The following is a 12703-nucleotide window of genomic DNA, read 5'->3' as shown; positions in this document are numbered from 1 at the left end:
CCGGACCGCCGTACGCGGCCCGGCCCCTTCGCCGAAGATACGAGAGAGTTGGTCCCGCCGTGGTTCTCGGGTTCTCGATTGCCCTGATCGTCTTCAGCCTGCTGATGATCCTCCTGGTGCTGCTGCACAAGGGGAAGGGCGGCGGCCTGTCGGACATGTTCGGCGGCGGCGCGATGTCGACCGGCGGCGGTTCGGCGGTGGCCGAGCGCAACCTGGACCGCATCACCATCGTGGTCGGCATCGGGTGGTTCGCCTGCATCCTGGTGCTGGGCCTGGTCCTGAAGTACAAGAGCTGACGCAACCCTGACGCCCCGTCGCCCGAGCGCCTATCCTTGGACGGTCGGGGCGGAGGCGATGGTGGCGGAGGCTTAAGTCCTGCTTACACTAGGACGACTTTCGCCACCGACGCGCACCGCGGCGGGTCGGCGCACCAGCACGCAGGGAGTCAGACCGTGGCAAGTGGCAACGCCATCCGTGGCAGCAGGGTCGGGGCCGGCCCGATGGGGGAGGCGGAGCGCGGCGAGTCCGCTCCGCGCAGCCGGATCTCCTTCTGGTGCGCCAACAAGCACGAGACCCGGCCCAGCTTCGCCGCCGAGGCCGTCATCCCGGACACCTGGGACTGCCCGCGCTGCGGCTTCCCGGCCGGGCAGGACGAGCACAACCCGCCGGCGCCCTCGCGCAACGAGCCGTACAAGACCCACCTCGCCTACGTCCGTGAGCGGCGCACCGACGCCGACGGCGAGGCGATCCTCGCCGAGGCGCTCGCCAAGCTGCGCGGCGAGATCTGACCTGCGGGCGAGGGCCGCGCGAGCGAGCCGAGCACCCCACACACGTACGAAGGGCGCCACCGTCATCGGACGGCGGCGCCCTTCGGCGTTCGTCGCTAGGCCGAGGCCGGCGGGTACAGCTGGGCGGGGATCCGCTCGGCGGCGGCGCGGTCCAGCAGCCACAGGGTGCGGCTGCGGCCGTACGCGCCGGAGGCGGGCGCCTGCAGTTCACCGGGGCCGGACAGGGCCAGCGCGACCGCGCCCGCCTTGTCCTCACCGGCGGCCAGCAGCCAGACCTCGCGGGCGGCCCGGATCGCCGGGAGGGTGAGCGAGATCCGGGTCGGCGGGGGCTTGGGGGCCCCGCGCACGCCGACCACGGTCAGCTCGGTCTCCCGTACGCCCGGGTGCTCCGGGAAGAGCGAGGCGACGTGGGTGTCCGGGCCGACGCCGAGCAGCAGCACGTCGAAGGCCGGGACGCGGAGCCGGTCGCCCGGTCCGGCGGCCCTCGCCAGCTCCTGCGCGTAGCGGGCGGCCGCGGCCTCCACGTCGGAGCCGTCCACGCCGTCGGAGGCGGGCATCTCGTGCACCCGTGCCGGGTCGAGCGGGACGGCGTCCAGCAGTTCGGCGCGGGCCTGGACGGCGTTGCGGTCACCGTCGGCGGCGGGCACGAAGCGCTCGTCGCCCCACCAGAGGTCCAGCCGGCCCCAGTCGACCGCGTCGCGCGCCGGGGACGCGGCGATCGCGGCCAGCAGGGCGTTGCCGTTGCGGCCGCCGGTGAGCACCACCGAGGCGGTGCCGCGGGCGGCCTGGGCGTCCACGATCCGGGTGATCAGCCGGGCCGCGGCCGCCTGGGCCATCAGCTCCTTGTCCCGGTGGACCACCAGCTGCGGAGTGGCCCTGGTCATGCGCCGTCCCGGGTGGCGGCGCGCTTGCCGGCGGCCTTCTTCGCGGCGGGCTTCTTCCCCGCCTCTACGGCCCCGACCGGCCCGGTCGGCCCGCCGTCCGTCTCGGCCACCGAGGCCTCGACCGCCTGGGCGATCTGCTCGGCGGCCGCCGGGACGGTGTCGTCGTGCTCGCGCAGCCGCTCGACGGGCGTGCGCACGGCCGTCGAGTAGATGTCGTCCGGGTCCAGCCGGCGCAGTTCCTCGGCGATCAGCTCCGAGGTCTCGCGCCGCTTGAGCGCCACCTGGCGGTCCGGGGAGCCGGGCATGGAGAGCATGCCCATCAGGCCGTCCGGGCGGTCCAGGGTGATGTCCCCGTCCTTGGTACGCAGGCGCACCGCGGTGATGCCGGGGCCGCCGGTGACGATCCGCTCGACCGGCACGTGCAGCCGGTTGAGCAGCCACAGGCCGAGCAGCTCGACGCTGGGGTTGTAGGACTCGCCCTCGACCACCGCGGCGGTGATGTGGGACGGCCGCTGGTCCAGTGCGGCGGCCAGCATCGAGCGCCAGCCGGTGAGCCGGGTCCAGGCCAGGTCGGTGTCGCCCGGGCTGTAGCTCTGGGCCCGCTGGGCGAGCTGGCCGACCGGGGACTCGGCGGTGACCGCGTCGGTGATCCGGCGCTGGGCGAGCGCGCCCAGCGGGTCCTGCGCCGGGTGCAGCGGCGCGTTCTCCGGCCACCAGACCACGGTCGGGGCGTCCGGCAGCAGCAGCGGCAGGACGACCGACTGGGCGTGCGCGGCGAGTTCGCCGTGCATCCGCAGGACAACCGTTTCTCCGGAGCCGGCGTCCGAGCCGACCAGGATCTCGGCGTCCAGGCGGGTCTCGGCGCGGGCCCGGGGCGAGCGGCCGGCGCGCTTGATCACCGCGAGGGTGCGCATCGGGTGCTCGCGGGAGGCGTCGTTGGCGGCCTTGAGGGCGTCGTAGGCGCTGCCCTCGTCGGTCACGATCACCAGGGTGAGCACCATGCCGGCGGCGGTGGAGCCGCTGGCCCGGCGCGCCGCCATCAGCGCGGCATTGATCTTGCTGGACGTCGTGTTGGTGAGGTCGATCTTCATGGCCGGCGCCAGCTCCTGCCGTCTCGTGCGAGCATCTCGTCAGCCTCGGCGGGCCCCCAGGTGCCCGCCGCGTACTGGGCGGGCTTGCCGTGGGTGTCCCAGTACCGCTCGATCGGGTCGAGGATCTGCCAGGAGAGCTCGACCTCCTGGTGCCGCGGGAACAGGTTGGCGTCGCCGAGCAGCACGTCGAGGATGAGCCGCTCGTACGCCTCCGGGCTGGACTCGGTGAAGGACTCGCCGTAGGCGAAGTCCATCGTGACGTCCCGGACCTCGAAGGAGGTGCCCGGCACCTTGGAGCCGAACCGCACCGTCACGCCCTCGTCCGGCTGGACCCGGATGACCAGGGCGTTCTGCCCCAGCTCCTCGGTCGCGTAGGAGTCGAAGGGCAGGTACGGGGCGCGCTGGAAGACCACCGCGATCTCGGTGACCCGGCGGCCCAGGCGCTTGCCGGTGCGCAGGTAGAACGGGACGCCCGCCCAGCGGCGGTTGTTGATCTCCAGCTTGATGGCCGCGTAGGTGTCGGTCTTGGACTCGGGGTCGATGCCGTCCTCGTCCAGGTAGCCGACGACCTCCTCGCCGCCCTGCCAGCCGGCCGCGTACTGGCCGCGCACGGTGTGCCGGCCGAGGTCGGCCGGGAGCTTGACGGCGCTGAGCACCTTGAGCTTCTCGGCCACCAGCGCCTTCGGGTGGAAGGACGCCGGCTCCTCGATGGCGGTGAGCGCCATCAGCTGGAGCAGGTGGTTCTGGATGACGTCACGGGCGGAGCCGATGCCGTCGTAGTAGCCGGCCCGGCCGCCGATGCCGATGTCCTCGGCCATGGTGATCTGCACGTGGTCGACGTAGGACCGGTTCCAGATCGGCTCGAACATCTGGTTGGCGAAGCGCAGCGCCAGGATGTTCTGGACCGTCTCCTTGCCCAGGTAGTGGTCGATCCGGAAGACCTCGTCCCGGGGGAAGACCTCGTGGACGACCTTGTTGAGCTCCTGGGCGCTCTCCAGGTCGTGGCCGAAGGGCTTCTCGATGACGGCGCGGCGCCAGGAGCCCTGCGGCGGGTCGGCCAGGCCGTGCTTCTTGAGCTGCTGGACGACGGTCGGGAAGAACTTCGGCGGGACGGACAGGTAGAAGGCGAAGTTGCCGCCGGTGCCCTGGGCCTTGTCCAGCTCCTCGATGGTCGCGCGGAGCTTGTCGAAGGCGTCGTCGTCGTCGAAGGTGCCGTGGACGAAGCGCATGCCCTTGGCGAGCTGCTGCCAGACCTCCTCCCGGAACGGGGTCCGGGCGTGCTCCTTGACCGCGTCGTGGACCTCCTGGGCGAAGTCCTCGTTGTCCCACTCGCGGCGGGCGAAGCCGACCAGGGAGAAGCCCGGCGGCAGCAGGCCGCGGTTGGCCAGGTCGTAGATGGCCGGCATCAGCTTCTTGCGCGACAGGTCGCCGGTGACCCCGAAGATGACCAGGCCGGACGGCCCCGCGATGCGCGGGAGCCGCCGGTCGGAAGGGTCACGAAGCGGGTTGACGGGGGAGGGCGGGAGGTCGTCCGCGTCCGACTCCGACGTCAACTCGGGGAAATCAGTGCTCACTTGGTGTGCTCCGCTTTCGTGCGCTGAGTGTGTGAGCGGGGGTCACTTCTCGGTGGCGAAGGAGGCCAGCGAGGCGGTGACGGTGTCGAGCAGCTCCTGCCAGGACTGCTCGAACTTCTGCACGCCCTCGTCCTCCAGGACCTGGACCACGTCGTCGTAGTCCACGCCGGCGGCCGCGACGGCGTCCAGAAGGGCCTTGGCGTCGGCGTAGTTGGGGACGATGGTGTTGCCGCTGACCACGCCGTGGTCGGCGGTGGCGTCCAGGGTGGCCTCGGGCATGGTGTTGACGGTGCCCGGGGCGACCAGCTCGGTGACGTACAGGGTGTCCGGCAGGGCCGGGTCCTTGACGCCGGTCGAGGCCCACAGCGGGCGCTGCGGCTTGGCGCCGGCGGCCTCCAGGGCCTTCCAGCGGGCGTTGCCGGCGGTCTTGCCGTCGACCGAGCCGAAGACCTCCTCGTACGCCTGGTAGGCGAGGCGGGCGTTGGCCAGGGCGGCCTTGGAGCGCAGGTTCTTGGCGTCGCCGCCGACCTTGTCCAGGCGCTTGTCGATCTCGGTGTCCACGCGGGACACGAAGAAGGAGGCGACCGACTCGATCTGGGAGAGGTCCAGGCCCTTGGCCTTGGCGGTCTCCAGGCCGGTCAGGTAGGCGTCGATGACGGCCTTGTAGCGCTCCAGGGAGAAGATCAGCGTGACGTTGACGCTGATGCCCAGGCCGATGACCTCGCTGATGGCGGGCAGGCCGGCCTTGGTGGCGGGGATCTTGATGAACACGTTCGGGCGGTCGACCAGCCACCACAGCTGCTTGGCCTCGGCCACGGTCGGGGCGGTCTCGTGCGCCAGGCGCGGGTCGACCTCGATGGAGACCCGGCCGTCGCGGCCGTTGGAGGCGTCGTAGACCGGGCGCAGCACGTCGGCGGCGTCGCGCACGTCCGAGGTGGTGATCATGCGGACCGCCTCCTCGGTGGTGACCTTGCGGACGGCGAGGTCGCGCAGCTGGCCGTCGTAGGAGGTGTCGCCGCTGCCGGCGATGGCCTTCTGGAAGATGGTCGGGTTGGTGGTGACACCCACCACGTGCCTGTTCTGCACCAGCTCGGCCAGGTTGCCGGAGTTCAGCCGCTTGCGGCTGAGGTCGTCCAGCCAGATCGCAACGCCTTCGTCGCTGAGGCGCTTCAGTGCGTCAGTCATGGTGCTTCAGTCCTTCTTCTGCTTCGTGGGGTAGTCAGAGGGGCCGCGTACCCGCGTGCGGGCGAGGTACGCGGCCGGAGCGGAACTAGCGGTTGACGGCTTCGAGGGCGCGCAGGGCGTTGTGCGCCTCGGCGATCACGCGCTCGGCGGTCAGACCGAACTCCTCGAACAGCACCTTGTAGTCGGCGGAGGCACCGAAGTGCTCCAGCGACACGATCCGTCCGTGGTCGCCGACCAGCTCGCGCCAGCCCTGGGCGATGCCGGCCTCGACCGAGACACGGGCCTTGACCGACGGCGGCAGCACGCTGTCGCGGTAGGCCTGGTCCTGCTCCTGGAACCACTCGAAGGACGGGACAGAGACCACCCGGGTCGCGATGCCCTCGGCCTCCAGGGCCTCGCGGGCCTGGACGGCCAGCTGGACCTCGGAGCCGGTGCCCAGCAGGATCACCTGCGGGTCGCCGTTGGAGGCCTCGGCCAGCACGTAGGCGCCCTTGGCGGTGCCCTCGGCGGAGGCGAAGACCTCGCGGTCGAAGGTCGGGACGTTCTGACGGGTGAGCGCCAGGCCGACCGGGCCGGGGTGGGTGGTCTGGCGCTCGATGACGGTGCGCCAGGCGACGGCCGTCTCGTTGGCGTCGGCCGGGCGGACCATGGACAGGCCCGGGATGGCGCGCAGCGAGGCCATGTGCTCGACCGGCTGGTGGGTCGGGCCGTCCTCGCCGAGGCCGATCGAGTCGTGCGTCCAGACGTAGGTGACCGGCAGCTTCATCAGAGCGGCCAGGCGGACGGCCGGGCGCATGTAGTCGGCGAAGACCAGGAAGGTGCCGCCGTACACGCGGGTGTTGCCGTGCAGGGCGATGCCGTTCATGGTCGAGCCCATGGCGTGCTCGCGGATGCCGAAGTGGATCGTCCGGCCGAACGGGCTGGCGGACTTCAGCGGGTTGCCCTCGGGGAGGAAGGAGCTGTCCTCGTCGATGGTGGTGAGGTTGGACTCCGCGAGGTCGGCCGAGCCGCCCCACAGCTCCGGGATCACGGCGCCGAGCGCCTTGAGGGTCTCGCCGGAGGCCTTGCGGGTGGCGACGTCCTTGCCGGCCGGGAAGGTCGGGACGGCCTTCTTCCAGCCCTCGGGCAGTTCGCCGGCCTGGATGCGGTCGAACTCGGCGGCCCGCTGCGGGTTGGCGGCGCGCCAGGCCTCGAAGCCCTGCTGCCACTGGTCGCGGGCGGCCTTGCCGCGCTTGATGACCCGGCGGGCGTGCTCGATGACCTGGTCGCTGACCTCGAAGGTCTTCTCCGGGTCGAAGCCCAGGACCTTCTTGGTGGCGGCGATCTCGGCGGCGCCGAGTGCGGAGCCGTGCGCCTTCGCGGTGTTCTGGGCGTCCGGGGCCGGCCAGGCGATGATCGTGCGCATCGCGATGATCGACGGGCGGGACGTCTCGGCCTTGGCGGCGGCCAGCGCACCGGCGAGGGCCTCGACGTCGACATCGCCGTTGGCCTTCGGGGTGACGCGCTGGACGTGCCAGCCGTACGCCTCGTAACGCTTGAGGACGTCCTCGGAGAAGGCGGTCTCGGTGTCGCCCTCGATCGAGATGTGGTTGTCGTCGTAGAGCGCGACCAGGTTGCCCAGCTTCTGGTGGCCGGCCAGCGAGGAGGCCTCGGCGGAGATGCCCTCCTCCAGGTCGCCGTCGGAGACGATCGCCCAGATGGTGTGGTCGAAGGGGGACTCCCCGGCGGGCGCCTCCGGGTCGAACAGGCCGCGCTCGTAGCGGGCGGCCATCGCCATGCCGACCGCGTTGGCGATGCCCTGGCCGAGCGGGCCGGTGGTGGTCTCCACGCCCGCGGTGTGGCCGTGCTCGGGGTGGCCCGGGGTGCGGCTGCCGGCCACCCGGAAGGCCTTGAGGTCGTCCAGCTCCAGACCGTAACCCGAGAAGTACAGCTGGGTGTAGAGCGTCAGGCTGGTGTGCCCGGGGGAGAGGACGAAGCGGTCACGGCCGACCCAGGCCGGGTCGGTCGGGTCGTGGCGCAGGAAGCGCTGGAAGATCAGGTAGGCCGCGGGGGCCAGGGACATGGCCGTCCCGGGGTGCCCGTTACCGACCTTCTGGACAGCGTCCATAGCGAGGACGCGCGCCGTGTCAACCGTGCGCTCGTCCAGGTCGCTCCACTCGAATGCGTTCGTCGGCGCAGTGCTCACCCTGTCTCAGGGCTCCTTCCGTTGTGAAGAGTGACCCCGTGAATGGGGACCGGGTCGGCCACGGCGCTGTGGTCCCGACTGTGGATGGTGCCGGTCACGGAGGGTAGATCCCGCTTCTGCGTGCGAGCCTACCGTCCGGGCCGGGCATCACCCTCCGTGCCGGGACAACCGGGATTTCCGCATGGTGATTCCCACTAGGGCGGTACGACTTCTTTTGTCCCAGGCTCTCCCGGTTTGCCTGGGCGCGCCGCCCGGGTGGTCGGGACGGGTTGCGCAGGCTCGCGGGAGGCGCTTCGTGGGTTCACCCAGGCGGTTGACCCGGGGGTGTGCCATCCGCCTCGCCGGGGGACCCCGGAGCCGGATGGGATATATGGAGCGTCTAAGGTGGCGTGGTACGCGCAGAGCGGACGATTCGGGACCCTTCGTTCCTGTGGACGCCTGCGAAGATTCATCTTCAGTTGGGGTGTTAGTGACCGCCGTCGAAACACGTCCCGCCGGGGTCACCGGGGCGACTCCTGCCCACCGGCCCATCGGGGCCCGTGTCGGCGCGTTCGTCGCACTGACCAAGCCGCGGATCATCGAACTGCTGCTGATGAGCACGGTGCCGGTGATGTTCCTGGCCCAGCAGGGCGTGCCGAACATGCTGCTGGTGCTGAAGGTCGTGGTCGGCGGTTACCTCTCGGCGGGCGGCGCCAACGCCCTCAACATGTACATCGACCGCGACATCGACGCGCTGATGTCCCGCACCGAGCGGCGGCCGATCGTCACCGGGATGGTGTCGCCGCGCGAGGCGCTGGTGTTCGGCATCACGCTGGGCGTCCTCTCCACCCTGCTGCTCGGCTTCGGCGTCAACTGGCTCTCCGCCGGACTGGCGCTCGGCGCGCTGCTGTTCTACGTCTTCGTCTACACGCTGGGCCTCAAGCGGCGCACCTCGCAGAACATCGTGTGGGGCGGCATCGCCGGCTGCATGCCGGTGCTGATCGGCTGGTCCTCGGTGACCAACTCGGTGTCCTGGGCGGCGGTGGCGCTCTTCCTGGTGGTGTTCTTCTGGACCCCGCCGCACACCTGGGTGCTGTCCATGAAGGTGCGCGACGACTACGAGCGGGCCGGCGTGCCGATGCTCCCGGTCATCAAGGGCAACGTGGCGGTCGGCAAGCAGGTCGTCGCGTACTCCTGGGTGATGGTGGCGGTCTCGCTGGCCGTCTGGCCGCTGGGGCACATGAGTTGGCTGTACCCCGTCGCCGCGGTGCTGCTCGGCGGGTTCTGGCTGCGGGAGGCGCACGCGCTGTACGGGCGGGCCAAGGCCGGGATCGTGGGCGCCAAGCTGAAGGAGATGCGGCTGTTCCACTGGTCGATCACCTACCTGTCGCTGCTGTTCGTGGTGTGCGCGATCGACCCGTTCGTGAAGTAGCCCTCCGTTCTGTGACGGAAGAGCCCCGGTCCTGGTGGACCGGGGCTCTTCGCGTTTCAGCGGGAGGGGAGTTCGGACGGGCCGACGTGGCCGTCCAGCCAGTCCCGCAGCGGCTGGGAGGCGCGCAGGAAGTCGACGATCCGGGTGTGGGCGGCCCGGGTGCCCAGCCACTTCGCGGGCTCCCACTCCTGCCAGGCCACCAGGCCCTTGTGCCGCAGCAGCTCGATCCGGGGGTGGTCCTTGGCGTAGCCGCGCGGGGCCGACTTGAGGGAGTCGCGGCCGTGGACCCGCGGGCCGGCCTGTTCCACCCGGGTGATCACCCGCTCCAGCTCGGCGCCGCTGACGTCCTCGGCGACGGCGGCGCGGTAGCGCTCCAGCTGGTCGGGAGCGAGCTGGTACATGCCGTTGCCGCAGGCCAGGCCGTCGGCGGAGAGCTGGATGTAGCCGCCGGACTCCAGGTGCGCGCCGATGTGCGTCTTGTACGGGGACTTGTCGGCGCTGAAGCGGACGTCCCGGTTGGGGCGGAAGATCTTTCCCGGCCCGAACTCCGGCTCCAGCTCGGCGAGCAGCGCCTCCATCGGGGCCCGTACGGCGTCGTCGTACTGCTCCTTGTGAGCCTGCCAGAAGGACTTCGAGTTGTCGGCTTCGAGGTGCTCGTAGAAGTCCAGCGCCTCGGTCGGCCAGCCTTTGAACGTCATGTTTCGAGTATGTGTCCCGGTGCACAGGGTGCTCCCGTCGCCAGGTCGCGTACCGGTGGGTAGCATGCGGGCATGAGCAGCGCAGAGACCGCCACCGCCGCCGCGCCGGACGCCCGTACCGAGCGCCGCGCCAAGCGCATCGCCAAGCACCTGACCAGCTTCGCCCAGCAGCACGGCGGCAGCGCCGACGCGGTCGTCGAGTACGTCGGCGCCGTGGCCACCCGCATCGTCGTGGTCGGCGCGGACGGCGCCTGGGGCGACCAGGTGGCCCCCACCTACGCCGTCGGCCGCCGGGCCGCGGAGCTGGCGGGTCTGACCCTGCACGAGAACTTCGAGGGCGAGCTGGGGCTGAAGGTGAAGACCAGCGCGTACGAGTGGAAGCGCATGGCCGGCATCCAGCTCGGCGGCTGACCGCTCCTGGTTCGAACGCCGACGGCCCGGCTCCTCCTAGGCGGGGGAGCCGGGCCGTTCTCGCTGGTCAGGGGCGCCGGACGGCCCGGCGAGGGGTAGCGCTACGGTACGCGCATGCACTTCATCGTTGTCGGTATCCGCACGCTCGTGAACGCGATAGTCGACGGCGACCCGCTGTGGCCCGCGGTCACGTTCTTCCTGCTGTCCTTCCCCCTCGCGATCGGTGTCGCGCTGATCCGCGCCCGTCGCCGGCCGCAGTAGGCCCCTCCGGCGACGGCTCGGTTGCCGGGCCCTTACGGGAGCGGGTGACGAACGGGCTGGGCGGGGCGGTCGAGCCAGGCCCACTGTCTGTTCGCGGTGACGGTGAGGCCGAAGCGGTCGGGGGTCGGGTGGTTGTTGTGCTGCCACCAGTGGTGGGCAGCCGTGACCTCGTCCCAGAGGCGGCGGGGGCCGTGCTGCCAGACGGTGAAGCGCTTGTTCTGGCGGCCGTCGTGGTCGACGGCCGCCCAGGAACGGGCATCGGTGGTGGCGACCCAGAGCCGGGCGGCGACGCCGTCGACGCCCGGGTCGTCCTCCCAGGCGGTCCACACGTCGCCCAGCCGTAGGCCGAGGGCGAAGCGGGCCTCCCAGTTTTCGCCGGTGACTTCCCATGGCGGGAGCACCGTTTCGGACTCGTCCAGGGCGTGATCGTCCTGGACGACGTCGCGGAAGATCCGCAGGTCCTGCCGGTGGTTGCGCATCAGCATGAACGCGGAGTGGGGGCTGAAGCGGCCCTGGGCGCGGTCGCGCTCGACGGTGAGCTTGAGCAGGCCCCAGCAGAGCATCGGGTTGTCCCAGGGGGTGAGGACGATGCCGCCGGGCCGGGTCTGTTCGATCCAGGCCCAAGGGATGTGGCGGACCGAGCAGGTGGAGATGATCCGGTCGTAAGGGTGGCGGTGGGGCCAGCCCAGGGATCCGTCTCCGCAGATCAGGTCCACGTCCAGGGCGGCCGCGTTCAGGGCGGCCCACGCCTGCTCGGAGACCTCGGAGTCGATCTCGATCGAGGTGACGTGGCCGGAGCCGAGGCGGTGGGCGAGGAGGGCCGCGTTCCAGCCGGTGCCGGTGCCGATCTCCAGGACGTTCATCCCGGGCCGGACGTCGAGGTCGCGGAGCATGCGGACGACGATCGAGGGGGCGGAGGCGGAGGAGGAGGGCCAGGCATCGGCCGGGGCGGCCGATGCCTGGCCGTCGTTGATCTGGGTGACGATTGGCGTGTCCTGGTACGCCGCCTCGAACCAGCGGTCGTGGTCGGTGGAGAGGTCGCACGGCTCGTAGCCGCCCTCGTCGTTCTCCAGCCAGATCCGCTCGGGCAGGAAGCGGTGGCGGGGAGTTGCTGTGATCGCTGCTTGCCACTCGCGGGGGACCGGGCCGTCGAGCGCTTCGCCGACGGCCCGGAGCAGGCCGCGCACGGCGGCCTGCTCCGGTCGATGCACAGGGTCCGTCACTTGTTGCCCTCGTCCTTCTTGCGCTTCGGCTCGGGCGCCGGCCGGGATCCGTCGGGGGACGGCTTGCTCGTGCCGGGGTCCTTCTTACCGCCGTGCTTGCCGCCGCTGGACTTGTCGGTTCCCCAACCCATGTTTCCTCCGTGTGTGTTGATGAGTGATGGTGATCCCGGTCGCGCCGCCGGATCGGCGGCGCGACCGGGAGTTCAGCGGGATCGGTTGATCAGTACGATGGCCGCGATGACGACATGCAGCCCGGCCGCGGCGGATACGCCGTAGGCGGCCCAGACCCGGGTGGGATCGGGGGTGGGCGACGACGGCGGTGCGTCGTCGGGGGCGTAAGTGTCCTGCGGAGGCTGCCGGTTCACCGGGGGATCGGCGCGGGAGTCGCGAGGTCGGCGTGGACGACCTTGCCGAACGGGAGGGGCGTGACACCCCAGCGGCCGTGAGTGAGCCGGTGGACCATTTCCAGGCCACGGCCCGACGTGGCGTCGGGCCTGGCCTGGACCATCACGGGCATCGACCGGGAACCGTCACCGACGAGGATGCGGACGGTGCGGTCGGTCGGACGGCGGACGCCGACGAGCATGCGCGTCTGGCAGCCGGTCTTGATGGAGTTGGTGACCAACTCGCTGATGATCAAGGCGGCGTCGTCCACCAGGTCGTTGAGCCCCCAGTCCCGCAGCTTCGCGCCGACGAGCCGGCGCGCAGCTGCCACCGATTCCGGCTGGTAGGGCAGTAGCAGGCTGGCGACCGGCACCGAGTTGGCGTGCGGAGGCGCATGAGCCTCCAGCAACGGATGCGGCATGGCAACTCCCTTGTGAACTGGCCCGTCAGGCCACGGGTCGAGTACCTAATTCGGCTGAGGATCCGGGCTTTCAGGGCCGCATGCTGCTTCGTCGGAACTACGATCTCCGAGCGACATCGCGACCCCGCTTCGTATCTACGACGCTACGCCGCGTGACGCATCGTTCCGACGGACCGCCAGTACGAGT

Annotated in this window: 14 protein-coding genes; 5 read left to right on the top strand and 9 right to left on the bottom strand. The window is 71.1% G+C overall.

Annotated features, from left to right (window positions below):
- Positions 1 to 59 precede the first annotated feature (59 nt).
- Both secG and BOQ63_RS16380 read left to right on the top strand, forming a co-directional pair.
- Positions 60 to 296, top strand: a complete 237-nt coding sequence (gene secG, locus BOQ63_RS16385; protein WP_030288291.1) for a preprotein translocase subunit SecG — start codon at positions 60 to 62, stop codon at positions 294 to 296.
- A gap of 204 nt (positions 297 to 500) precedes the next feature.
- A complete protein-coding gene (locus tag BOQ63_RS16380) occupies positions 501 to 788 on the top strand; it encodes an RNA polymerase-binding protein RbpA (protein ID WP_030288292.1) in 288 nt (95 codons plus the stop codon).
- 95 nt (positions 789 to 883) lie between these two features.
- On the opposite strand, the gene pgl is transcribed toward BOQ63_RS16380, so the two are convergent.
- From pgl to tkt, 5 genes are all read right to left on the bottom strand, one after another.
- Complete coding sequence (gene pgl / locus BOQ63_RS16375; RefSeq protein WP_030288294.1) at positions 884 to 1672, bottom strand: 6-phosphogluconolactonase; 789 nt, start codon at positions 1670 to 1672, stop codon at positions 884 to 886.
- Positions 1669 to 2763 carry a glucose-6-phosphate dehydrogenase assembly protein OpcA gene (opcA, locus tag BOQ63_RS16370; protein ID WP_030288296.1) on the bottom strand — a complete coding sequence of 365 codons (1095 nt, stop codon included), beginning with the start codon at positions 2761 to 2763 and terminating at the stop codon, positions 1669 to 1671. Before opcA ends, pgl begins: the two co-directional genes overlap by 4 nt.
- Complete coding sequence (gene zwf / locus BOQ63_RS16365; protein WP_030288298.1) at positions 2760 to 4316, bottom strand: glucose-6-phosphate dehydrogenase; 1557 nt, start codon at positions 4314 to 4316, stop codon at positions 2760 to 2762. The genes opcA and zwf overlap by 4 nt, the downstream gene beginning before the upstream one ends.
- Before the next feature lie 63 nt (positions 4317 to 4379).
- Positions 4380 to 5522 (bottom strand): transaldolase, encoded by a 1143-nt coding sequence (gene tal, locus BOQ63_RS16360; RefSeq protein ID WP_030288300.1) that lies wholly within the window; start codon positions 5520 to 5522, stop codon positions 4380 to 4382.
- Positions 5523 to 5607: 85 nt separating this feature from the next.
- On the bottom strand, positions 5608 to 7707 hold the full coding sequence (tkt, locus tag BOQ63_RS16355; RefSeq protein ID WP_030288301.1) for a transketolase: 2100 nt from the start codon (positions 7705 to 7707) through the stop codon (positions 5608 to 5610).
- Positions 7708 to 8170: 463 nt separating this feature from the next.
- Between tkt and BOQ63_RS16350 the strand changes: the two genes are divergently transcribed.
- Positions 8171 to 9118 (top strand): heme o synthase, encoded by a 948-nt coding sequence (locus tag BOQ63_RS16350; RefSeq protein ID WP_030288303.1) that lies wholly within the window; start codon positions 8171 to 8173, stop codon positions 9116 to 9118.
- Positions 9119 to 9174: 56 nt separating this feature from the next.
- On the opposite strand, the gene BOQ63_RS16345 is transcribed toward BOQ63_RS16350, so the two are convergent.
- The gene (locus BOQ63_RS16345) at positions 9175 to 9816 is read right to left on the bottom strand and encodes a DUF2461 domain-containing protein (protein ID WP_030554931.1); all 642 of its coding nucleotides are present in this window, start codon (positions 9814 to 9816) and stop codon (positions 9175 to 9177) included.
- Positions 9817 to 9888: 72 nt separating this feature from the next.
- Here BOQ63_RS16345 and BOQ63_RS16340 point away from each other — a divergent pair, with 72 nt between their 5' ends.
- Positions 9889 to 10227, top strand: a complete 339-nt coding sequence (locus BOQ63_RS16340) for a hypothetical protein (protein ID WP_030288307.1) — start codon at positions 9889 to 9891, stop codon at positions 10225 to 10227.
- 114 nt (positions 10228 to 10341) lie between these two features.
- Positions 10342 to 10488 (top strand): hypothetical protein, encoded by a 147-nt coding sequence (locus BOQ63_RS16335; RefSeq protein WP_157846599.1) that lies wholly within the window; start codon positions 10342 to 10344, stop codon positions 10486 to 10488.
- Between the two features lie 32 nt (positions 10489 to 10520).
- On the opposite strand, the gene BOQ63_RS16330 is transcribed toward BOQ63_RS16335, so the two are convergent.
- From BOQ63_RS16330 to BOQ63_RS16320, 3 genes are all read right to left on the bottom strand, one after another.
- The gene (locus BOQ63_RS16330; RefSeq protein WP_072654530.1) at positions 10521 to 11711 is read right to left on the bottom strand and encodes a methyltransferase domain-containing protein; all 1191 of its coding nucleotides are present in this window, start codon (positions 11709 to 11711) and stop codon (positions 10521 to 10523) included.
- Positions 11708 to 11842, bottom strand: coding sequence for a hypothetical protein (locus tag BOQ63_RS16325; RefSeq protein ID WP_318299365.1), 135 nt, complete (start codon positions 11840 to 11842; stop codon positions 11708 to 11710). The genes BOQ63_RS16330 and BOQ63_RS16325 overlap by 4 nt, the downstream gene beginning before the upstream one ends.
- A gap of 230 nt (positions 11843 to 12072) precedes the next feature.
- Positions 12073 to 12516 (bottom strand): ATP-binding protein, encoded by a 444-nt coding sequence (locus tag BOQ63_RS16320; RefSeq protein WP_079183633.1) that lies wholly within the window; start codon positions 12514 to 12516, stop codon positions 12073 to 12075.
- Positions 12517 to 12703: the final 187 nt, after the last annotated feature.

Origin of the sequence: Streptomyces viridifaciens (assembly GCF_001888885.2) — a bacterium.
Taxonomy (GTDB): Bacteria; Actinomycetota; Actinomycetes; order Streptomycetales; family Streptomycetaceae; genus Kitasatospora; species Kitasatospora aureofaciens.
This window is presented reverse-complemented; position numbering and strand designations above follow the sequence as displayed.